The 21,942-nt window shown below is 66.9% G+C and carries 16 protein-coding genes and 2 pseudogenes; 8 read left to right on the forward strand and 10 right to left on the reverse strand.

What is annotated here, in order from left to right:
* Window positions 1-24: 24 nt before the first annotated feature.
* On the reverse strand, window positions 25-600 hold the full coding sequence (locus tag ACFVVI_RS32630; RefSeq protein WP_378990383.1) for a hypothetical protein: 576 nt from the start codon (window positions 598-600) through the stop codon (window positions 25-27).
* A gap of 406 nt (window positions 601-1,006) precedes the next feature.
* On the opposite strand from ACFVVI_RS32630, the gene ACFVVI_RS32635 reads away from it, so the two are divergent.
* Entirely contained in the window at window positions 1,007-1,840 is an 834-nt protein-coding gene (locus tag ACFVVI_RS32635) for an alpha/beta fold hydrolase (protein ID WP_378990431.1), read from the forward strand.
* 36 nt (window positions 1,841-1,876) lie between these two features.
* On the opposite strand, the gene ACFVVI_RS32640 is transcribed toward ACFVVI_RS32635, so the two are convergent.
* The 6 genes and pseudogenes from ACFVVI_RS32640 to ACFVVI_RS32665 all read right to left on the reverse strand — a co-directional run bounded on the left by ACFVVI_RS32640 (window position 1,877) and on the right by ACFVVI_RS32665 (window position 5,733).
* Window positions 1,877-2,107 (reverse strand): hypothetical protein, encoded by a 231-nt coding sequence (locus tag ACFVVI_RS32640; RefSeq protein ID WP_387448345.1) that lies wholly within the window; start codon window positions 2,105-2,107, stop codon window positions 1,877-1,879.
* Window positions 2,108-2,135: 28 nt separating this feature from the next.
* Complete coding sequence (locus tag ACFVVI_RS32645) at window positions 2,136-3,128, reverse strand: alpha/beta-hydrolase family protein (RefSeq protein WP_387448514.1); 993 nt, start codon at window positions 3,126-3,128, stop codon at window positions 2,136-2,138.
* A 6-nt stretch (window positions 3,129-3,134) separates the two neighbouring features.
* Window positions 3,135-3,784: pseudogene (locus tag ACFVVI_RS32650) on the reverse strand (alpha/beta-hydrolase N-terminal domain-containing protein); the annotation flags it as partial.
* Between the two features lie 355 nt (window positions 3,785-4,139).
* Entirely contained in the window at window positions 4,140-4,718 is a 579-nt protein-coding gene (locus tag ACFVVI_RS32655; protein WP_378990432.1) for an XRE family transcriptional regulator, read from the reverse strand.
* 15 nt (window positions 4,719-4,733) lie between these two features.
* Window positions 4,734-4,940, reverse strand: a pseudogene (locus ACFVVI_RS32660) (helix-turn-helix domain-containing protein); the annotation flags it as partial.
* A 124-nt stretch (window positions 4,941-5,064) separates the two neighbouring features.
* Window positions 5,065-5,733: a TetR/AcrR family transcriptional regulator gene (locus ACFVVI_RS32665; protein ID WP_387448348.1), complete on the reverse strand. Its 669-nt coding sequence runs from the start codon at window positions 5,731-5,733 to the stop codon at window positions 5,065-5,067.
* A 63-nt stretch (window positions 5,734-5,796) separates the two neighbouring features.
* Between ACFVVI_RS32665 and ACFVVI_RS32670 the strand changes: the two genes are divergently transcribed.
* Together ACFVVI_RS32670 and ACFVVI_RS32675 are read left to right on the forward strand one after the other, a co-directional pair.
* Entirely contained in the window at window positions 5,797-6,099 is a 303-nt protein-coding gene (locus ACFVVI_RS32670; RefSeq protein ID WP_378990388.1) for a hypothetical protein, read from the forward strand.
* A 118-nt stretch (window positions 6,100-6,217) separates the two neighbouring features.
* Window positions 6,218-6,568 carry an Lsr2 family protein gene (locus tag ACFVVI_RS32675; protein WP_378990390.1) on the forward strand — a complete coding sequence of 117 codons (351 nt, stop codon included), beginning with the start codon at window positions 6,218-6,220 and terminating at the stop codon, window positions 6,566-6,568.
* Between the two features lie 88 nt (window positions 6,569-6,656).
* Here ACFVVI_RS32675 and ACFVVI_RS32680 read toward each other — a convergent pair whose 3' ends face one another.
* Entirely contained in the window at window positions 6,657-7,298 is a 642-nt protein-coding gene (locus ACFVVI_RS32680; protein ID WP_387448353.1) for a hypothetical protein, read from the reverse strand.
* Window positions 7,299-7,383: 85 nt separating this feature from the next.
* On the reverse strand, window positions 7,384-8,367 hold the full coding sequence (locus tag ACFVVI_RS32685; protein ID WP_387448356.1) for a helix-turn-helix transcriptional regulator: 984 nt from the start codon (window positions 8,365-8,367) through the stop codon (window positions 7,384-7,386).
* 109 nt (window positions 8,368-8,476) lie between these two features.
* On the opposite strand from ACFVVI_RS32685, the gene ACFVVI_RS32690 reads away from it, so the two are divergent.
* The gene (locus tag ACFVVI_RS32690; protein WP_387448359.1) at window positions 8,477-8,944 is read left to right on the forward strand and encodes a VOC family protein; all 468 of its coding nucleotides are present in this window, start codon (window positions 8,477-8,479) and stop codon (window positions 8,942-8,944) included.
* Window positions 8,945-8,972: 28 nt separating this feature from the next.
* Here ACFVVI_RS32690 and ACFVVI_RS32695 read toward each other — a convergent pair whose 3' ends face one another.
* Window positions 8,973-9,206, reverse strand: a complete 234-nt coding sequence (locus tag ACFVVI_RS32695) for a winged helix-turn-helix transcriptional regulator (protein ID WP_387448362.1) — start codon at window positions 9,204-9,206, stop codon at window positions 8,973-8,975.
* A gap of 100 nt (window positions 9,207-9,306) precedes the next feature.
* Between ACFVVI_RS32695 and ACFVVI_RS32700 the strand changes: the two genes are divergently transcribed.
* From ACFVVI_RS32700 to ACFVVI_RS32715, 4 genes are all read left to right on the forward strand, one after another.
* Entirely contained in the window at window positions 9,307-9,483 is a 177-nt protein-coding gene (locus ACFVVI_RS32700; RefSeq protein ID WP_387448365.1) for a VOC family protein, read from the forward strand.
* Window positions 9,484-9,775: 292 nt separating this feature from the next.
* Window positions 9,776-11,869 (forward strand): MMPL family transporter, encoded by a 2,094-nt coding sequence (locus ACFVVI_RS32705; RefSeq protein ID WP_387448368.1) that lies wholly within the window; start codon window positions 9,776-9,778, stop codon window positions 11,867-11,869.
* 309 nt (window positions 11,870-12,178) lie between these two features.
* A complete protein-coding gene (locus tag ACFVVI_RS32710; RefSeq protein WP_387448371.1) occupies window positions 12,179-19,342 on the forward strand; it encodes an amino acid adenylation domain-containing protein in 7,164 nt (2,387 codons plus the stop codon).
* Between the two features lie 35 nt (window positions 19,343-19,377).
* The gene (locus tag ACFVVI_RS32715) at window positions 19,378-21,867 is read left to right on the forward strand and encodes an FAD-dependent monooxygenase (protein WP_387448374.1); all 2,490 of its coding nucleotides are present in this window, start codon (window positions 19,378-19,380) and stop codon (window positions 21,865-21,867) included.
* The last annotated feature ends 75 nt before the right edge of the window (window positions 21,868-21,942 follow it).

Here is a 21,942-nt window from a genome sequence, read left to right on the forward strand (position 1 = left end):
CCGGCTCGGGATGACCTGCGGTGCTCAGCGCATGGGTTCCATCAGACTCAGCAACCCGAGATCCTCGGCGAGCGCGCCGTCCTGGCCGAGCGCCGCGAAGTCGGCCTCCACCTCCGACAGGGCGAGCTTGCCCGCGCGCACCGCGCGGTAGCGCACATACGACCAGAGGAAGACGTCGAGGTTGTCGAAGCGGGTCCCGCCCTCGAGAACCTCTTCCTCGTGAAACCACACCGCGACCTGACCGGTGGTGAGCACGACGTACAGGTTGCCGCCGCCGTCGGCCCCGAGGGAGAACACGTCCTCGTCGGTCAGTTCGGTCGTGTAGTCCGCGTCGAGAATTCCGCAGCCGTTGCCGGCGAAGTCGAAAGCGTAGGACCAGTCGAAGATGTCGAGGAACTGTGGCAGCCGACCGGAACGGACCCGGCGGTCGAAGGCCGCGAGTGCGGCAGCGCCGGCCGCGGGCAATCGTTCGAGAAACGGTTCCACCGAACGAGTTCCGGCGGAGACGACGACAGGTTCGCCGTCACCGAACCAGCGGGCGAGATCGGCGTCGAGGCCACGATCGGTATAGCCGACGAGGTCGGCGAGGGTGAGCGTCACGCCGAAATTGTAGAAACGACCACCGACATGCGCGCGTCTTCCTTCGATCAGGAGAACTCAGCGCCGCTGCGGTCCGAACAAGCGGACCTGGGCCACCGCTCAGCCGACTTCTCATGGGCACGAACCATCGATTCGCGATCCAGCGGCTGGTCCGATCGCATGTCGCGGTCGGGATGTCGGATCACTCAGTGTATTTTCGGGACTCGAGCAAGTGGCCCGCCGACTCGTTGTCGACGTCGTGCTGCTGTATCCGAGTGCGATCCGGTTCGGTCTCACCGGGCCGGTGAGGAACACGATGGACGCCCGCGATGCCGCCAGGTTCATCCGGGTGAGGCACCCGCGTCTCACGGTGCCGGTGAACTACGAAGCCTGGACCCGTTCGATCGAAAGTAAGGGTGAACTGATCATGTCCTCGTCGACCAACGTTGCGAATCCGCGCCGGCGCCGGATGCTGAGCGTCGTGGCAGCGGCGATTGTCGCGCTCGGCCCCTTCGTCCCCGCACTCGCGACCGCCGACCCGGGCGAACCCACCGTAGTTCTGGTGCACGGCGCCTTCGCTGACGCCACCAGCTGGGATGGCGTCGCCGCCGAGCTACGCGGACGCGGCTATCGTGTTGTCGCAGTGGACAACCCGCTGCGCGGGCCGCGCAACGACGCGCAGGCGCTGCAGGGCGTGCTCGACTCCATCGACGGCCCGGTTGTGCTTGTCGGGCACTCCTACGGCGGGTCGGTCATCACCAACACCCACGACCCCAAGGTCAAGGCCAACGTCTACATCGCGGCATTCGCCCCGGCGCAGGGTGAGTTCGTGCTGGGACTGATCGACCCCATCCGGTTCCCCGGCAGCCAACTGCTCCCACCCGCACTGCAGGTACGGGTCGTGGACGACCCCACCGGGATCGCGGGCAAGAATGTCGACGGCTACATCGAGGAACCGTATTTTCGCGACATCTTCGCCCAAGACGTCAGCGCCGAGACCGCCGCGAACATGTATGCCCATCAGCACTCGGCGGCACTGAACGCCAATTTGGAGCCCTCCGGCTCACCCTCGTGGGCGAGCACACCCAACTGGTACCTGATCTCGGGTGAGGACCGCGTCATCCCCGCAGCCGCGCAACGGTTCATGGCTGGACGTGCCGCGGCCACCACCCGCGAGATCAGCTCCTCGCATGCCTCGTTGGTCTCCCAGCCGATCGCCGTCGCCGACACCATCGCGGAGGCCGCGGACACGGTTCGATAGCCGAGCCGACCACGGCACCGGCGACCGGCCGAGCATTCATTTGCGGGCGCGACGGGTGGTGAGAACTCCGGCGATCCAGCCGACGAGGAACATCGCCAACAGGATCAGCCACATCGGGGAACTGACCGTGATCAACAGGATCTCGACAGTGACCTTTCCTCTGTTCTCCAACACGAACACGACGGCGAAGATGCTCAACGCGATGGCGACCCATTGGGTTGGTGACACGCGACTCAGCAGGGACCGCTTTCCGGCGGCGTCGTTCATCAGAGTCCTCCTTTCGACGGGGTGGCGTTCACTCGGCGCCACGCAGGATCTCTCGTAAACGCTCGGTGTCGGCGACGGTCCAGTCGGCCGGTGACAGGATCGCGGCCCAGGCATCGGCGATGTCGGCTTGGAAGGTGTGGCCGTGCCCGTCTGGCACATCGACCGCGACTGCCATGTCAGCCGACACCTGCAGAAACGTCACCACCGGGATCCAGCGGGTGCTCGGCAGGACATCGCGACCGCGTTCCTCGGTGAGCCAGTCAGGTTTCTGGAACAGCAGTCGCGGTGTCCACCAGGTGATCGGGTCCGAGGCGTGCTGGAGATAGACCACCTTGGGTGCGATCCACACGGCGCCGGGACGGGCGAGATCCGGAGTGTCAGCGACGAATCGCACCGTGTGCCCGTCCCGGTAGATCGGCAGCCACTGCGGGGAACCCGGGTCTCGTCGTGCGGTGGCATCGCGCCACACCGGGTTGGTGGCGGTAGGACCGACGAACAGGACGCCGTCGGTACGGGCCGCCATGTCCTGGATACCGGAGAACGCCGCCTCGCCGCCGAAAGATCCGAGGCTCTCCCCGAAAACCACCAGCTTCGGCCGGCGATCGACCGGCAAGAGGTCCCACTCGGCGTGCACCGCCTCGAACAGCGCTTGTCCGGCCTGTCGAGCTCGTTCCTGGTCGACGACGAAGGACAGCCAACTCGGTAGGTAGGAGTACTGCATACTCACCAACGCACTGTCACCGTTGGCCAGATACTCCAACGCCGAGGCAGTCGACTCGTTGATCCACCCGGTTCCGGTGGTGGTCGCGACACCGAGGACCGCTCGTTCGAATCCACCGGCCCGACGCAACTCGGCAACCGCGAGATCTGCTTCGGCTCTGATGCTCTCCGCGGAATCGAGGCCGGTGTAGACGCGAATCGGCTCGCGCGCGGGCTTTGCGCTGAACGCGGTCAGTTCACTCGCGGTGGGACCGTTGGACACGAAGATCCGACCCTGCCTGCCCAGCGAGTCCCAGCTCACCAGCGAGCCGGGACCACCGGACCGCTCCGCGAGAACGGGCTCCTCGGTATCGGGCGAGCTCTCGTCGTTCACGGCCTTGAATGTCTCGTTGAGCATCGACATCCCACGTCCGCGACCACCCCGTTGACCGCGGCGACAGCCAGTGCGACCACCACCACACCGCCGAGCACCGCCGCGACGCGCGGCGGCATCACCCGCGCCAACAGCCCACCGACCCCTCGCGACAGCGCCCAGCACAACCGCGCTATCGCGATCAATACCGCGAACACGACGGCGGCGATCACCACGATGATCGGATAGGCGTGCCAGGCAAGTCCGCTCACGCCCATGAGCGAACGCAGATCACTTTGCCAATCGGCGTACCAGACCAGCACCGCGACCGATCCGAGGCAGGCCACGATGCCCAACGCCCACCGCGCCACCGACGGCGCGGGCCCACGCTGTCGTTGCAGCATCCACCGGATCAGGGCCGCGACCGCGATGCCGAGTCCGTAGCCGAAGGCAGCGGCGGCACCGGTGACGATTCCTTGGAACAGCGGTCCTCTGGGCAGCAGTGACGGCGTCAGCGACAACCACACCAATACCAACGCCCCCACGGCCCCACCGAAATGGAATCTCCGACCGGTCGGCATCGCGGCATCGGATCTGCTGCTCATCAGCCGACCCGACGTCGGTGGTATCTTCGCGTGGAATTCATTTGTTCCCCTGTGATCGGCCAACGACCCACCGGCGCACGGAATTCACTACCGAACCCGGTGCAGCTCTGTCGCGCAATCAAGCCGACACGAGGCCTGGTCCGGGATTCTTTCAGTGGTGTGAACTATACGACCCGGTGATGCCACGACGCGGAATTCGGGCAATCGACACCGATATGTGAGCTGAACGCGGGTCAAACGTGGTAGCCCCATCCAGTACAACCACTGGACAGAACAAAATCCTGAGAAGGCGCCGCACGTCGAGGTCGACGACCGGAGCATCGGGCCTCGACGGTGGTCGGCAAAGATCGGTCCGCTACACGTTCGATACCCTCGCCATCGGAAGGTCGCGGCGAATCCCGACAAAGGCGCGCAACCAGCCCGGATAATCCACGACATCGACGTCGAACACCTGAACGAAGAGACTGACCGGTCGTGGCGCCCCTGATTCGCGGAGTCGGATCGGCGGCAGCTCCGAGGTGAACGTCACTTCGCCGGCGTTCCATATCGAGCAGAACTCCGGGTAGGCACCGAGCTCGTCGAGAAGCTGCTCTGGCCAGTCGGCGTGGCCGAAAGTGCCGATTCGGCCACGTAATCCGCTCACCGTCGCCTGTGCGACGGTGTCCCAGTCCACGAAGACCTGCCGGGCAATCTCGTTCCCGAACAACCAGTGCAGCCCATTTTCCCCGACGCGCAGCCCGGGCAACATCGACTGTGCGGCGCTGTTGAGCGCCAGGATATTGCCGCGGGCGTCGAAATATCCCGCCACTCCGCCGCGCTGCGCTTCGAGTATACGAAGCGCGTCGTCGCTGATTCGGGCGCGCAATTGCTCAACCGTGGGAGTCGACGTGATCGGCAGCCCTGCCAGGTCGAACAGGTGCCGTCGCTCGGTCATCGTCAACGCACGGGCTCGACCCAGGCAGTCGACCAAGGATTCGACGACCGCACGCGCTGGATGATCCCGGTCACCCCATTCCAGGTGGGTGACATAGCTGGCGCTGACTCCTGCCGACACGGCCAGTCGCTCGCGTGACATTCGGCGTTCGTCACGCAACCACCGCAAGAAGCTGCCGAATGTCGGCAGCGTCAGCAGTTCCGGATCGTGCGACCTGGTCATTTGGTTCACGGCACTCACTCCCGTTCGAGCCTTGCCTACGCCCTGCACGATAGCGACCACAGCACGTTACCGGCCCGGAACACGCAGGTTCGGACCGGTGACAAGGGTGCTTTCCTGTGCGGCGCTACCGCGCGACCTGCCGATCGCGCAGGAGCAGTCGGATCCAGGCATCGGCCAGCCAGTCACGGAAACGCTCTGCCGTCCAATGGCGTTCGCCTACGAGCAGTACCCAGTACTCGGTTGCGTTCATGCTCCAGATGATGTCGGCGACCTCGTCGTCGGACAGATCCTCGCGCAACTGCCCTGTACTGCGCAGGTCTGCAGCGAATTCACGCATGTTCGCTGCGCGGCGCTCGCTGATCTCGGCCCATACGCGCGCGCACGACGCGTCGGTCGTCGCCGCCTCGCGTAGCGCCAGGAAGATCGGCGCGAGGCGTTGCTGAATGATGACCAGCGCGTCGGCATAGATCGCGATCTTGTCCTCGGCCCCGTTCGCCTCTCGGATTGCCCGCACGTACTCGCGCTGCCGAGCCGGAATCGCACGATCGGTCCCGGACAGAGCAGTCTCGACCAACTCTCGGAGCAATACCGGCTTGCGTCCGATCGATGCGTAGACCGTGTCCACGGAGACACCTGCGTGCGTGGCGATCTCAGCCACCGTGGTGGCGGCATAGCCCCGCTCCACGAACAGCGCTCGCGCCGCCGCGAGGATCGCGTGACGCGTATCCGCGGCCTGCGCGGCGCGCCGAGGGGCGTTGTATCGACGCTTGTCTGCCTTGACGTTCTCGCTCATCGGCGCCTATTCTACCAATATTCATCCGATACCTATTCGGGTGAATTCAGAAGGGATCCGGCCATGGTCTACGCCTACATTCAAGATGTCCCTATCGGCGAGGAGCTCTACAACCGGATCATCGAAGGACTGGGCCCGGAACCACTCGACGGCTCGCTACTGCACCTGTGCGTGCGTCGCGACGACGGCGGACTGCGCTATATCGACGTGTGGGAGTCCGAGGCGCATTGCGCTCGCGCCTTCGACGAACGCATCCACCCCGCCGTCGATGCCGCCTTCGCGGGCGCCCGTCCCGGCGAGCCGACGATTCAACACCTCACTGTCGTCCACGCCACCGGCTCGCTCCTGATCGCGAAGGACACCTGACCGTCGACGCTGCGCTTCGCGCCCTTCTGCTGCCTGTGCACTGGCACTAGGCGCACTCGACCCGCATTCGGCTACTACGATCCGGGGACACCTCCGCACCCGAATGAGAAGGATTCCCATGGCGCGCAAAATCATTGTCAGCCTTATCGACGACTTCGACGGCACATCCGAAGCCGACGAGACCGTCACATTCGGAATCGACGGAGTCGCCTACGAAATCGACCTGTCCGAGACCAACGCCACCAAACTGCGCGAAACGTTCGACCAGTGGCTTCCCTACGCCCGCCGAATCGGCCGCACCAAGACTTCCACCGGTCGACTCTCCGCGAAAACCGCGGCGAGCACACCGATTCGACGCAATGATCTCACCGCCATTCGTGCGTGGGCCGGCAACAACGGCCACCCGGTGTCGACTCGCGGACGGATCTCCGCAGACGTTATCGCCGCATACGACGCAGCGTCTGCATAAAGCACGACCGTTGTCGTGCTGAACGTTCGCCGGTTGCGACGGGTGACCCGGACACAGTCAAACGTCCGGGTCCAGCACCGCTCCCCGTTCAGATCTCGGCGAGGACCGCAGCATCCACATACCGCGGATCACGGGCGATCGCGGCAAAACTCGACTCACTTTCGGCACCGACCGATTCCTGCACCTCTGCCAACCGGACGAGTAGATCGAAATAGCTCGCCTCAGCCGGACGCAACTCCGCGATCGTCGCCGTGAGATCGAAATCGGCGGCGAACCGCGCCCGGTCGAGACCCACCAACAGCGTCGCCAGCCACCCACCCGAATCCGCCGCGAACATCGACCCGCTGGTTTCGGCCCAGAACAACACCGCGCTCGGTGCCATGTCAGAGCTCAACCGCCCCGCTGCGGCGAGCATCACCAGCGCGGTATAGATGTTCGACTCGCAAAAACCGAAGTGCATCAAATACGCCTCGAGCGCTCCGGCCCGATACCTCAGTACATAGGTCAGCCCGCCGGTGTCCTCCCCGAAGCAGTCGGCGAAGTACTCCCGAGGCGTGATCCCCTCCTCGGCCTGCCGCCAATCCGGCGCCTTGCCGTCCCAGAACCACCCGTCATACATCGCGCCGTGATTCTCGATGGTCTCCGGCCCCGGCGCCGGTGTCGCCAACCACTGCTCGAATGCCTGTCGCTCCATGGGAATTCGAGCAGCAACGACAAACGTGTCCGACACAACCGGCTCCTCATCTCGACGGCACCCACCATCGCGGGCCCACGCGCCATCCTAAGATCTCGCACCCACTACTTCGGCGGCCTGATCACACCGACGGCGCCCGCGCGGCCCGCTCGGCGCGCCGGGACAGCGCCGCGAAGGCATCGCGTAGCGCTGGGGGGCCGATGACCTCGATGTCGGTGTCGAAACGCGCCAGTGCCGCGGCGAGCGCCGCCCAGGACCACGAACCCATCGACAGCCTGGTGCGCCCCTCGCCCAGCGCCTCCACGACTGCTTCACCGGCGAACGGAGCGACCCGGGTGGCGGGAAGATCGAGGATTACCTCACCGTTGCACGGCCAGACATCGTCGCTCTCAGAGCCTTTGAACCGCGCGGAGAGAAACGTGACGACGTCTCCACCTGGTAACTCCCGAGCTGCGAAGCGCGGGCCGTGGGGGATGCGCAAACTCATCCGATCGACGCGAAAGCTCCGCCAGCCCGCGCGCTCGGGATCCCAGCCGATCAGGTACCAACGCCCGTTCCGAACCACGAGATGATGGGGTTGGACGCGGCGCGGCGCGCGCAACTCGGTTGTGTGTGCAGACCCCTGATAGTCGAAGCGCACCTCCGCCGCGGATCGAATCGCGGTGCTCAGTTCCACCAGAATTCGGGTGTCGACTTGGATATCGGCACCGCTCGCGGCGAGCTCGAGCGCGTCGACTCGCGCCCGCAACCTCGCCGGTAGGACCTGTCGCACGGTGGCGAGGGCTCGCGCGGCGCCTTCTTCGATGCCCGCCCCGGTCCCGACCGCGATGCGCAACGCCACCGCGAGCGCGACGGCTTGCTCGTCGTCGAACAACAGCGGCGGTAGTTCACTGCCTGCCTCCAGCCGGTAACCGCCCTCGGGGCCCTTGATCGCCTGGATGGGATAGCCGAGCTCGCGCAGACGGTCGACGTCGCGGCGCACCGTGCGCGCGCTGACGTCGAGCCGCTCGGCCAATAGAGCTCCTGGCCAGTCCCTGCGGACCTGCAGCAAAGACAGCAGCGAGAGCAGGCGGCGAGAAGTCGCCGTCGAAGTCGATGTCGGCATGGTTCCAGATTGCCAGGAGTAGCGGACATTCCCTGTCCGCTACCGGTGACAGTGTGGAATTCGTCGCCCCCCCGGCGGCGCACACCACTCGAAGGGACACTGATCAGACATGACGGTCAATACTGTTGCCCACCTGAATTTCCACGGCCAGGCCCGTGCGGCCCTGGAGTTCTACCAGTCGGTATTCGGTGGCCGGCTGACCCTCGCCACCTACGCCGACTTCGGCATGCCGACCGAACTGCCCGACGCCGCCAAGGTGGTGTTCGGTCAGGTCATTGCCGACAACGGATTCCGGGTCATGGCCTACGACGTGCCCGGCCACGACTCCCCTGCCGCTGCGGCCGCGCCCACCACCCGCCGCGACAACGGCACCACCATCACCGAGGAGCGGTTCTTCCTTTCGGTGCGCGGCGAGACCGTCGAGGAGGTCGGCGCGCTGTGGGAACGCCTCGCCGAGGGCGCGACGGTGATCGAGGCATTCGGCCCAGCTCAGTGGGCGCCCGCCTTCGGGATGCTGAGCGATCGCTTCGACGTCACCTGGATTCTCGACGTGGCAGCCGACTACGTCCCGGCTTGAGCCGTGGTTCGGGGTGCACAGTGATCGGTCAGCGAGGGTCCGCGGTGGGATGGGCGGCGAGCAGTGACTCCAGGTGCGTGCGCGACCAGCCACACAGTTCGTGCACGGTCGTGAGCAGGTCGATCCCGGCCGCGGTGAGCGAATAGTCGACGCGGGGGTTGGCGGAGTGGTGGTCGTAGCGGGCAACGACTCCGTCGGCTTCCAACCCACGTAGCGTCTGGGTGAGCATCTTGTAGCTGATGCCGTCGACCGACCGATGCAACTAGCGCTTGCTCGAGGTAGGTGACAAAGAGTCGGGCGTAGGCCTTGTCATCGCCGGGCCGCAAGACGCGGTCAGCGCATACCGCGACACCATCGGACCGGTGATCGTGGACGACCTCGACGCGGCGAGGCAGTTCGTCATTGACATCGGCGGCGAAATCACCGGCGGACCAATTGTCTCGGCGACAGGTCGGGTGGTGTACGCGCGCCACCCGGACGGCACGAACGTCGAATACGTGCAGTGGGCAGCCGGCATCCGCTCGCACGTGCTCGACTGACAGCGGCGGGCCGCTCGAATCCAACTCAGAATCCTGTCGCTACGACAAGTTCTCCGGCGGAAATTCTCCGGAGGATGCAGTGACAGGGGCCGTTCGCCGCATCGATACTTGCTTCGACCCGGGTCGCGGGATGGCACCGGCGCCGCCCCCTCCATGCCCGGGGTCGCGGCGGTAGTGATGGCCGTCGCGATGAAGTCGGCGCCGGAGTGCACGTGCGGGGCCCGCGATGAGATGAGGGACGGTGCGAGTACTCGCGCGGACAGCTGTTGGTCGACCGAAGACCGTGATCGCGGTGATCACGCTGTTACTCGTTCTCGCGGGTGCGGGTGGCGCCTCGCTGCAGCAGCGATTGTCCGGCGGCGGGTTCTGGAACGCGGACGCCGAATCCGCGCGCGCCGCGCGGATCTTGGCGGACGAGTACACCACAGGAACACCGAATGTCATTGTGCTGGTCGATGTTCCGGCCGCAGGAGGAACCGTCGATACACCCGCGGTCGCCGCCACCGGTCTACGGCTGACCACCGAGCTGGCCGCGGTATCCGGTGTGCGTTCGGTGAGCTCGTACTGGTCCACCGGATCGCCAGAGTTCCTTCGCACTACCGATCGCGGCAAGGCGCTGGTCGCCGTGGACGTTCCCGGTGACGAGATCGTGGTGGACACCGTGGTGTCCCGGCTGATCGACAGCTACCGGGATCGGGACTACGGCGAGCTCCACCTGCGGCTGGGTGGCGCCGCGGTGAGCTATCACGATGTCACCGAACAACTGTCGCATGACATGAAAGTCAGTGAGGCAGTGACGATTCCGATCCTGCTGGTGCTGTTGGTGCTGATCTTCGGCAGTCTGATCGCCGCGGGACTGCCGCTGGTACTCGGCGTGGTGTCGATCATCGGCACCTTCGGAATCCTGCGTCTGCTCACCGAGATCACCCAGGTTTCCAGCTATGCGCTGAACCTGACCACGGTGCTCGGACTCGGTCTCGGCATCGACTACAGCCTGTTCCTGGTCAGCCGATTCAGAGAAGAGCGCCACGGTGGTCGCGACGTACCGACCGCGGTGCGGGTGACCGTGCTGACCGCCGGGCGCACGGTGCTGTTCTCGGCCGCCACGATCGTCATCGCGATGCTGGCGATGCTGCTGTTCCCGATGCCGTTCCTGCGTTCACTGGCCGCGGCCTGCCTGTCGGTGACACTCTTGGCCGCGCTCGCGACCGTGACCTTGCTGCCTGCCCTGCTCATGTTGTTCGGGCACCGCATCGACTCACTCGACCTGCGTCGAGGCCTCCGGCGGCTGCGCGGGCGAGCCGACCCAGCACCGATGCGGCCCGAGAACGGTTTCTGGTATCGCACCGCACGGCGAGTTACCGCGCGCCCCTGGGTATTCGGTGGTGCCGCGCTGCTGGTGGTGGTCTTGCTCGGCGTCCCGTTCGCCGGGTTGCGATTGGGACTGACCGACGACCGAGCATTGCCGGTGACGGTGGAGAGCCGTCAGGTCGGTGACGTGCTGCGCGTCGAATTCCCGGCGACCTCGGCGGGCCGATTCGATGTGGTCGTCGACGGGCCGATCAGCGCGGACGAACTGGCCCAGCTGACACAACGCATACAGCACCTCTCGCATGTGCGGCTGGTCCGTGGCCAGCCCGGGCCCGAGGGCGCACATCTGACGGTGATCCCCGACGTCGACCCGTATTCGCCGGCAGCCGAAACCTTGCTCGATGACATCCGGCGGACCGATTCGCCCGCGCCACTGCTGGTCGGCGGCGCCACGGCCGAGAACACCGATACCAAATCCGGATTGGCAGGGCGCCTGCCGCTGGTGGTCGCACTCATCGTGGTCGCGATGCTGGTGTTGCTGTTCGCGTTCACCGGCAGCGTGGTGATCCCGTTGAAGGCGGTGCTGCTCAACACGTTGAGCTTGTCGGCGACCTTCGGTGCGATGGTCTACATCTTCCAGGACGGGCATCTGAAATGGCTGGTCGGCGATTTCACCGAGATCGGCTATCTGGCCGCGCCCGTACCGGTGCTCGTCTTCTGCTTGGCCTTCGGATTGTCGATGGACTACGAGGTGTTCCTGCTGTCACGGATCGCCGAGGAGTACCGGACGCGCGGTGTGACAGCCGACGCGGTCGCGTACGGACTGGAGCGCACCGGCCGCATCGTCACCGCGGCCGCCGCGCTGATGGCGATTGTCTGTGTGGGGCTGGCCTTTTCACAGGTCGCGTTCACCAAGCTGATGGGCGTGGGCTTGACGCTGGCGGTGCTGATGGACGCGACCGTCGTCCGGGGCGTGTTGGTACCTGCCTTCATGCGCCTGCTGGGCGCCGCGAACTGGTGGGCACCGCCGTTCCTGCGACGAGTCCATCGTCACATCGCCGTGCGTGAGAACTGACCGATCGCCTGCGCGGCGGTTTGGCTCCCGGTGCAATTCTTCGGCTCCGTATTCGTCTCACAGGACCAAATATCCGGACAATCCGGCGTTCCGCCGGTCCATTTCCGCGATAAGTGACTTCCGTTACCGCACAACAACATTGGCTATCGACCAACCCGAATGACACAGTGAAACGAGCGCCGTTTGGGCGCACGGACCACTCGTGAATCGCCCGATCAGCCGGGCGAAGACCGCCACCGGACGGAATTCGGATCGCTGCAGCGCCGCGCGATCGAGCACATTTCAGCTCTTCACCTCAGGGGTATATCCATGTCCGTTTCCATGCGCCATCCACTGACTGCCTATCAGCGCGACATCTGGACGATCGTGGAACATTTTCCCGGTCTGCCCAGCTACCTCTCCAACGTGGTCGGCCGCTTCTCCCTCGCCGTCGACGTCGACGTGATGGTCGCCGCGATCGAGCGGACCTGGGCGCGCAACGACGGTCTGCGGCTGCGGTACCGCGTCCTCGACGGTGTTCCCTACCAGGAGCTCTCGTCCGACCCGATGCCGGAGGTCCAGGTCATCGACGTCGGTGCTGCCCCCGATCCACATGCCGAGGCGCAGCGCCGGATCGAGGTGCTCACCGGTTCGGCGATCGACCTCACCGGGGCGGTGCCCTTCCGGGCGCACATCATCCGCGTCGGCGCGGAGGCCTCCTACCTGGTCTTGACCACCCACCACGTCGCCGCCGACGCGACCGGGCTGTTCCATATCGGCGCTCAGATCCTCACCGACTACGCCACGACGATGACCGGGAATCCGATCGAGCTACCAGGGTCCTCGTTTCTGGGATGCCTGCCGTTCGAACGTGATTATCGGGCAAGCGATCAGTACCTGCTCGACCGCGACGCTCTGGTCGCCGCGCTGACCACCAGCACCCCCGCACTGTTCGACCGGCCCCGCGCCACCGAGGGGCTGGCACCGGTCACGGCGTACGAGTTCACGCTGGATCGCTTGCTGGTCAACCGGATTCGCGAATCAGGGCTGTCGCTGTACCCGTATTTCTGTGCGATGCTCGGCCTCTACCTGTCGCGTGTCCTGCGCACCGACGAGGTCGCCATCGGTATCCCGTTCGGTAATCGCGCCAACCCCACCGAGCAGGCCACGATCGGTCACTTCGCCAACACGCTGCCACTGTCCATCCGGACAGCGGGCCCTCGCACCGTGCGCGAATTGGTGTCCGCGGTGAAAGCCGATGTGCGCCGCATGAAGCAGCACGAGCGTTATCCGCTCGGCGATCTCATGGGTGAGCTGCGCCGCCTCGGCAACCCGGCGAGACAGCTGTTCGACGTGACGGTCGCCTACCCGCGCCTGCCCTCGGCCGCGGGCTTGATCGACGGACTCGAGGAAGTGCAGCAACCCTCCCAGGGGTACAGCCCGCTGGCGATGGCCTGGACGATCTCGGAGATCGATGACGACGGGCCGCTGCTGATCCGCCTCGATCACGCCGCCGACATCTTCGATGCCGACTACCCGATCGAGTCCGTCGCCGAGCACCTGATCGCGTTGCTGCACGCCGGGATCGACGCTGTCGACACCGACCCGGCGCTGCTGCCGATGTTGTCGGCGGCCGAGCACGACCTGCTGGTCGACCGCGCTCGCGCGACGACGCGCCCCTACGAGGACCAGACCACCGTCATCGCCCGCATCATGGCGCAGGCCGAGCGCACGCCGGACGCGGTCGCGGTCCACACCGCGACCGCCGACTCGATCACCTACCGCGGGCTCACCGACCGTGCCGCCGCCCTGTCCGGTGTGCTCCGCGATTCCGGGGTCGAGGCCGGCGATCTGGTCGCGGTGCTGCTCGAACGCGGTCCGGACATGCTCGTCGCGATCCTGGGCGCTGTGCACGCCGGAGCCGCCTATGTCCCGGTCGACCCCGGCTATCCTGCCGACCGCATCGCCTACCTGCTGGCCGACAGTGCCGCCAAGGTGGTGCTGACCGACACCGAGATGTCCGGCGGGCTCGTGCTGTCGCCAGAGAACTGGTCGACGGACACCCCGGCGCGGACTCCGGCCCCGACCGGCACCGACCCAGCCTACGTGATCTACACATCCGGCTCCACCGGTCGTCCCAAAGGTGTGGTGGTCGAGCATCATTCGGTGCTCAACCGGATCGGCTGGATGCAGCGGCAGTATCCGCTGGGCCCCACCGATGTGATCCTGCAGAAGACGCCGTCCTCGTTCGACGTGTCGGTGTGGGAGCTGTTCTGGTGGGCGCTCGAGGGTGCCCAGGTGGCGCTGCTGCGGCCGGGCGGTGAGAAGGATCCCCGTGAACTGCTCGCCGCCGTCGCCGACTTCGGTGTCACGGTCATGCATTTCGTGCCGTCGATGCTGACGCCCTTCCTGGATCTGCTCGAGTCCGACCCGACCGCGGTGGACGAGGCCGCCGGTCTGCGGACGGTGTTCTGCAGTGGTGAGGCGCTGCTCCCCCATCAGGTCAACCGGTGGAATCAGACTTTCGCCGGGCTCGGTGCCCGCGCGCCACGCCTGGTCAACCTGTACGGCCCGACCGAGGCCACCGTGGACGTGTCCTATCACGACTGCCCGGTCGACCCGGCCCGAACGGTGACCCGCGTACCGATCGGCCGACCGATCGACAACACCCGCCTGTACGTGCTCGGCCCGTCCGACCAGCCTCAACCGATCGGCGTCGCGGGCGAATTGTGCATTGCCGGAGCCGGTCTGGCGCGCGGCTACCGCGATCGCCCGGAATTGACGGCGGAGAAATTCGTCGCCGACCCGTTCCACCCGGGCGAGCGGATGTATCGCACCGGCGATCTGGCTCGCCGCCTCGCCGACGGTGAACTGGAGTACCTGGGACGCATCGACCGGCAGGTGAAGATCCGGGGCAACCGGGTCGAGCTGGGCGAGGTCGAGAACGCACTGGCCGCACTGCCCGGCATCACCGCCGCCACGGTCATCGACCGGGCCGCCCCCGACCGCGCCACCTATCTGGCCGCCTACTGCGTGGCGGCATCCGCACCGGAGCCCGCAGCACTGCGTGCTGCCTTGTCGAAGACATTGCCGGAGTTCATGATTCCGTCGCTGTTCGTTCGCGTCGACGCGATCCCGCTGACCCCGAGCGGCAAGGCCGACCGCGCCGCGCTCGCGGCGATCACCGCCGAGAACTCGACCGTCGAGCACACCGCACCCCGCACACCGGTCGAGGAACAGTTGGCGCTGATCTGGCGCGAGGTGCTCGACCGCGAGTCGGTGTCGGTGTTCGATAATTTCTACGACCTCGGTGGCGACTCGATTCTGCTGCTGCGTGTGCGAGCCAGGGCCGAGGCCAGGGGGCTGGTGATCAGCGCTCGTGACATCGCCGAATGCCCCACCATCGCCGAACTGGCCGAGCGGGCGGGCACCGGTGCTGTCGTCGCGACCGCTCTCGCCCCGTTCGAGCTGGTGGCCGGGATCGACCGAGCCCGCCTACGGCATGTGGTGGACGCGTACCCGTTGACCAGGTTGCAGCTGGGCATGCTGTTCCACAGCCGCGAACGTGCCGAATCTTCGCTCTACCACGATGTCTTCCGGTATTCGCTGCGGATGCCGTGGGACGAGGCCGCACTGCGTGCCGCGACGTCGCGATCGGTCGCCCGGCATCCGATGCTGCGCACCTCCTTCGAGCTCGCCGGCTACTCCGAGCCGCTGCAACTCGTGCACGCCCACCTCGATCCCCCGTTGACGATCGTCGACCTGCGCGCGACCGAAACCGACCAGGCCGAGGCATTGATCCGTGACCATATCGAGCAACGACGCCTGCGCCGGTACGTCTTCGACCAGCCAGGCCTGTTCGATCTCACGGTGTACCGGCTCGCCGACCGGATCGATCTGGTGCTGGCGTTCCACCACGCCATCCTCGACGGCTGGAGTGTGGCGACGCTGATCTCGGAGCTGCTGGCGGACTATCGGGGCGCGGGCGAGTTCCCCGCCGAGCTTCCGTCCTTCGCCGAATATGTTCGTGCCGAGCGTGATTCGCTCGACGATCCGGCCGATCGGGAGTACTGGGCACGGGAGTTGGACGGTGCGGAGACGATCGGTGTCCCCGGACTGCGCCCCCATGTCCCCGTGGATGCGACACCGACCGCGGGCCCGGCGCAGGCCCGTGTTTCGGTACCGGTTGCGGTCGGCGCCGACTTGCTGGCACGCGCCGACGAAGTGGCCGCCGCCGCGCATATCCCGGTCAAGGCAGTCCTGCTGGCCGCGCACCTGTGCACCGTCGGCCTGTTGTCCGGTCGCACGGATGTGACCACCGGCGTCGTCACCCATGGGCGGCCCGAGCGCATCGATGCCGAGCGCATGGCCGGACTGTTCCTGAACACGATGCCACTGCGGTTGAACTTCAGCGGCCGCAGTGGGCGTGAGGTGCTCACCGGTGTCTTCGAGCGCGAGCGCAACAGCGCACAGCACAAGCGGTTCCCGCTCACCGACATCCAGCGCGAAGTAGGCGTGGTCGTCGACACCGCGTTCAACTATGTCCACTTCCATGCCGCGGGCGCGGCCATGGACGCGCTGGACGTGACTTTGCTCGGCATCGACATTCGCGAGGACACCAACTTCGCGCTGCTGGTGAACGTGATCCGCAACCCGCTCGACGGAACGCTGGCACTGCGCGTCGACGGCGACCCCGCGACCTACACCCGCGACCAGCTGGTCGGCATCGGTGAAACCTACCTGCGCGTCCTCGACCTGCTCACCGGCGATCCCTCGGCCACAGTGGACTTCGGCTCGCTGGCTCCCTCCCCGGAGACGCTGGTCGCCGCACCTGCCTCTGGCACGGTGATCGACCTCTTCGATGCCCGCGCGGCCCGCACACCCGATGCGGTTGCCGTCGAATTCGGCAGTCGGGCAATGACATACGCGGAGTTGCTCACCCTATCCAATCGGGTCGCGGCAACACTGGTGGCGCGCGGGGCCCGCCGGGGCGACCGCATCGCGGTGGCCGTGGACCGATCACCCGAGCAGATCGCGACAGTTCTGGGAATCGCCAAGGCGGGCGCGGCCTGCGTGCCGCTCGATGTCAGCTATCCGACCTCGCGCCTGCACGCGATGCTGGACCAGGCACAGCCGTTCGCGGTGATCACCGGCGCCGGCCACGAGACTCTGGTGCCACCCCGGTATTCGCGACTCACCCTCGACGAACTGCTCGCTCCCGGAAGTATTGCCGAACTGCCGGCGAGCGATCCCGAGGCCACCGCGTACGTGTTGTTCACTTCCGGCTCCACCGGGACGCCGAAGGGTGTGGCCATGCCGCATCGCGCGCTGGCCAATCTGATCCGCTGGCAGCTGTCGACCGCCAGCGGGACACTCCCCGGTGTCGAACGGGCCCCGGCGACCACGCAATTCGCCCCCTTGTCGTTCGATGTGTCATTCCAGGAGATCTATTCGACCCTGTGCGGTGGGGGTCGCCTCATCGTGCTGAGCGAGGAGCAGCGCCGCGATCTACCTGCCCTGGCCCGCGTACTCACCAGCACCGGCACCGAACGGATCTTCCTGCCCTATGTGGCCTTGCAGCAACTGGCCGAGGCCGCGATCCGGCTCGGCACGGCACCGACCGGGCTGCGGGTGATCATCTCCTCCGGCGAGCAACTCCGCGTCACCGACGAGATCCGGGCGCTGTGCGCGGCAGGGACCGAAGTGCTGCTGGAGAACCAGTACGGCCCCACCGAAACCCATGTCGCCACCCGATACACGATGACCGGCGACCCGGCGCTGTTCCCGGTGCTGCCACCGATCGGCACCGCCATCGACGGCGTGGAGATCCTCGTCCTCGACGACCGGCTACGCCCGGTTCCCCACCACGTGCCCGGCGAGATCTACCTCGGCGGTGCCGCCCTCGCCGACGGCTACGAGCACCGGCCCGATCTCACCGAGGCCGCCTTCGTTCCGCACCCGTTCGCACCGCCGCGCCGGCTGTACCGGACCGGCGATATCGGTCGCCGGCTGCCCGGCGGCGAGGTGATCAGTGACGGTCGCCGTGGTGGACAGGTCAAGATCCGCGGTCACCGGGTGGAACCGATGGAAGTCGAGCTGGCGCTGCACCGCGTCACCGCGGAGCTGCCCGGCGTCAGCGAAGTCGCCGTGGTGGCGCACACCACCGTCGCAGGGGCCTCCAGCGCCCACACCGTACTGGTGGCGTTCCTGGTCGGCTCCCGTGCCGGTGCCGACGAGGCGGAGATCTCCGCCGCACTGCGGGAATGGTTGCCGGACTACATGATTCCCAGTCGGCTGGTCTGGCTCGACGCGATGCCACTGACTCCGAGCGGCAAGCGAGCCGACGCGGTCCTGGCCGCAATGGCACTGCCCGCCGCCACCTCGGCGGGCCGGGTTCGCCCGCGCACGCCCGCGGAATCAGGGCTGGCGGCACTGATGGCCGAAGCACTCGGCCTGCCCGAAATCGGCGTGCACGACGACTTCTTCGCTCTCGGCGGTACTTCCCTGACCGCGATGCGCCTGATCGTGTCCATCGAACAGCGCTACGGGGTGTCGCTGCCGGTCTCCACCCTGGCTACCGGCCCCACAGTCGCCGCCCTGGCCGCGCAGCTCGACGACCGTGCCGAGGCGGGTGTCGATCCGCTGGTGCTCCTGCGACCGGGTACCGGGACACCGCTGTTCCTCGTGCACCCGATCGGCGGAAATGTGCTCTGCTACATCGAATTGAGCAAACACCTACCCGATGGGCTGCCGCTGTACGGCCTGCAGGCCGCGGGTCTCGAGACGGGCAGCACCCCGGCCGAATCCATCGCGGAGATGGCGAGCAACTACATCGCGGCACTGCGCCGCGTCCAACCGGCGGGGCCCTATCATCTGGGCGGCTGGTCACTGGGCGGGATGGTCGCCTTCGAAATGGCGCGCCAACTGTCCGAGGCCGGTCACGAGGTGGGCACCCTGGCGCTGATCGACACCATGACGGTGCGCCACGGCGACGGCATGCCGGTGCCCGAACACGCTCTCTACGAGTTCTTCCTGTGGGAACTGCTGTGGCTGGCGCGCGGCGCCGACACCGCGGTGATCGAGATCCCGCAGGAGCTCGACACCGACGATGCGGTCTTCGACTTCATCCTCGACACCGCCGTCGAAGCGGGCGTGCTGCCGCCGACCGGATCCCGTGCGCTGGTCCGGCGGTTGTTCGAGGTGTTCGTGGCGGGGTGGCGCGCGATCGACGCCTACCGGCCGCAGGCCTATGACGGCGACATCACCCTGTTGCGCGCCGCGCTGCCGCTGCCGCAGGTGCTTCGTCCCGCCCATGATCGGGCGGGCACACTGCACCGAGACCCGACCAACGGCTGGGATGCCTACGCGGCAGGACATCTCGAGGTCGTCGAGGTACCCGGTGACCATCTGACGTTGATCCAGTCCCCGCACGTCGCCGAGGTGGCCGCCCGACTGGCTCGATTGCTCGAACAAGCGGCAGCGACCGCATCATGACTCTGACGAATCCCGCGACACAGCAAGGAAATCCAGTGAACTCACCCGTGAAGTCGGCACTAGTGGTCGGCGCAGGCATCGGCGGTCTCACCGCCGCCGCGGCCCTGCGCCGGGCCGGAATCGATGTCGTGCTGTGCGAGCGCGGCCCGGAACTGCGCGCGGCCGGATTCGGTCTGTCGGTGCAGTCGAACGCGATGAACGCCCTGCGCACCCTCGATCTCGGCATCGACGAGGAACTGCTCCGAGCGGGCGCACAGGCGCGATCGTTCACCTTTCGCCGGCCCGGCGGTTCGGACATGCGACGCATCGACGTGTCCGGCATCGACGCCGAATTGGGCGCTCCCGCGGTCGCACTCGCCCGCAAAGACCTCCACGACGTGCTGCTGGCAGCCTGCGGCGACGACCTGCGGGTAGAGCTCGGCGCCGAGGCGGTCGCGTTCACCGAGACCGCCGACGCGGTGCAGGTCGAGTTCACCGACGGCCGCACCCTGAACGCCGATGTGCTGATCGGCGCGGACGGAATCAACTCCGCGATCCGCGCCCAGCTGCACGGCGCCGAGGCTCCGCGGCCGGGCAAGTTCGTGTGCTGGCTGGCGCTGGTGCCGTTCGCGCACCCAGCGATCGAGCCCGGCGCCTCGATCCACTACTGGGGCAGGGGCATGCGCTTCGGCATCCACGACATCGGACACGGCAATGTCTACTGGTGGGCCACCCTGACCACCACCGCCGAGCAGGCCGCGGACTGGCCGCACGGCAAAGACGATCTGCTCGCCAGATTCACGGGTTGGGCGCCCGAGATCACCCAGATCATCACCGCCACACCGGAATCGGACATTCTCGCACTGCCCGCTCAGGACCGCCCGCCGCTGACCGCGTGGGGCAGCGGCCGGGTGACCCTGCTCGGCGACGCCGCCCACCCGATGCTGCCCAGCCTGGGCCAGGGCGCGAACTCGGCGATCGAGGACGCGGTGGTGCTCGCGCACGCGCTGGCCACCCACGACGACGCTGCGGCCGGACTGCGGGTCTACGAACAGCGGCGGATTCCGCGCACCACGATGCTCGTCGACGGATCCCGCAAGCTGGGCCGCCTCGAACAGACCCGCAATCGTGCGCTGATCGTCGTTCGCGACGGCTTCATCGTCAAGAGCGCCGAAGCGAAACTGCAGGCCAGTCTCGCCGAACCGATGACGTGGCCCGGGCTGGGCGACCTCGAGCCGGTCGCCGCGCTGCCGCGGCCGTTGTCCACGCTGGAACGCTGGCACTGGACCGTGGATCAGGTGGCGCCGCTGCACATCGTCTCGCGAGTGCGCGTCACCGGCGACCTCGACGCCGATACGGTCCGCGCCGGTCTGGCCGCGCTGACTCGGCGGCATCCGATGCTGCATGCCGAAGTGCGCAGCGATGACGGCCGCAATCCACGCTTCGTCCCGGTCGCGATTGCCCCGATTCCGTTGCGCGAGGTGATATCCGAGGACTGGGCCGCCGAGGTCGACGCCGAATTGCGGACACGATTCGAAGCAGAGGCACCGCTGCTGCGCGCCACCTTGATCACCGTCGCACCGGACGTCCACGACCTCGTGCTGACCTCCACATACACCATCGCCGACGCGGTGACCGTGCTGTCGTTCGCCCGGCAGGTGCTCGAGCTCGCCGCCGAAACCGGCGGCTGGGTTGCCGAAGTGCCCGCGCCACCCGCGCCGGAAGCGTTGTTCCCCCGGCCTTTCCAAGGCTGGCGAGGCAAGCGCAAGGCCATCGCCCGGCTGGCGGCCGACGGGGTGCGCGATCTGCGGGTCAAGCCGGTGCGAGTCAGCGCGGGCACCGAAGTTGCGCCCACGCAGCGTTTCACCAAGCTGACGCGGCGAGTGGTGGACGGGACCCGGTACCAGGCACTCCTCGACGCCTGCGCCACACGCGACGTACCACTGTCGGGTCTGGTCGCCGCCGCACTCGCGCGCGCCGCCGGAAACGACGCCGATGCACCGCGAGCCCACTTCCCGGTCGGTGTCTCGGTGCTGTTCCGCGAGCAGCTCGAGCGACCGCTCGACGCCACCCACACCGGTGCTTACCAGGCGATGATCGCCCTTCCCACACCGGCGGGACAACCGCTGTGGCAGACGGCCACCGACTTCGCCACCGACTTCGCGAGTCGTATCGAACAGCGCCAGCACCTGGCCAACCTGGGTGGAATCGGATTCATGCTGCCCAAGACACCGGCGCGACCGGACAAGGTGGTCGGCCTGCTGGACGCCCGCGGGCCGGGCAATCTGTGCCTGACCTTCGTCGACACTCGTGACTTCCCTGCCCGTATCGGCAACTGGGAGGTCTCTGGCGCCGAAGTCGTCTCCGGCATGTCGATCAGCGGTCTGATGATGCTGACCGTCGGTCACGGCACCGACGCGTTGTCGCTGAATCTCGGCTACATCGACGGACTCCTGTCGCCCGAACGCGCCGACGCGTTGATCGACACCGTCGTCGACGCTCTGCTCAGCGTGGTTCCCGCACCGGAAGTCGCTGCTGTGCACTGAGTTCCGCCCACGACCGACCACGGCACTGCGGTATCGATCTCGACATCGAAGTGCCGTGGTCGTTCGGATCGACGC

The organism is Nocardia sp. NPDC058114 (assembly GCF_042884695.1).
GTDB lineage: Bacteria > Actinomycetota > Actinomycetes > Mycobacteriales > Mycobacteriaceae > Nocardia.

Bases quoted from the DNA above. Each gene is read 5' to 3' on its own strand.
- ACFVVI_RS32635 (WP_378990431.1), top strand. From the start codon at position 1,007: ATGTCCTCGTCGACCAACGTTGCGAATCCGCGCCGGCGCCGGATGCTG.
- ACFVVI_RS32640 (WP_387448345.1), bottom strand. From the start codon at position 2,107: ATGAACGACGCCGCCGGAAAGCGGTCCCTGCTGAGTCGCGTGTCACCA.
- ACFVVI_RS32655 (WP_378990432.1), bottom strand. From the start codon at position 4,718: ATGACCGAGCGACGGCACCTGTTCGACCTGGCAGGGCTGCCGATCACG.
- ACFVVI_RS32665 (WP_387448348.1), bottom strand. From the start codon at position 5,733: ATGAGCGAGAACGTCAAGGCAGACAAGCGTCGATACAACGCCCCTCGG.
- ACFVVI_RS32670 (WP_378990388.1), top strand. From the start codon at position 5,797: ATGGTCTACGCCTACATTCAAGATGTCCCTATCGGCGAGGAGCTCTAC.
- ACFVVI_RS32675 (WP_378990390.1), top strand. From the start codon at position 6,218: ATGGCGCGCAAAATCATTGTCAGCCTTATCGACGACTTCGACGGCACA.
- ACFVVI_RS32685 (WP_387448356.1), bottom strand. From the start codon at position 8,367: ATGCCGACATCGACTTCGACGGCGACTTCTCGCCGCCTGCTCTCGCTG.
- ACFVVI_RS32690 (WP_387448359.1), top strand. From the start codon at position 8,477: ATGACGGTCAATACTGTTGCCCACCTGAATTTCCACGGCCAGGCCCGT.
- ACFVVI_RS32710 (WP_387448371.1), top strand. From the start codon at position 12,179: ATGTCCGTTTCCATGCGCCATCCACTGACTGCCTATCAGCGCGACATC.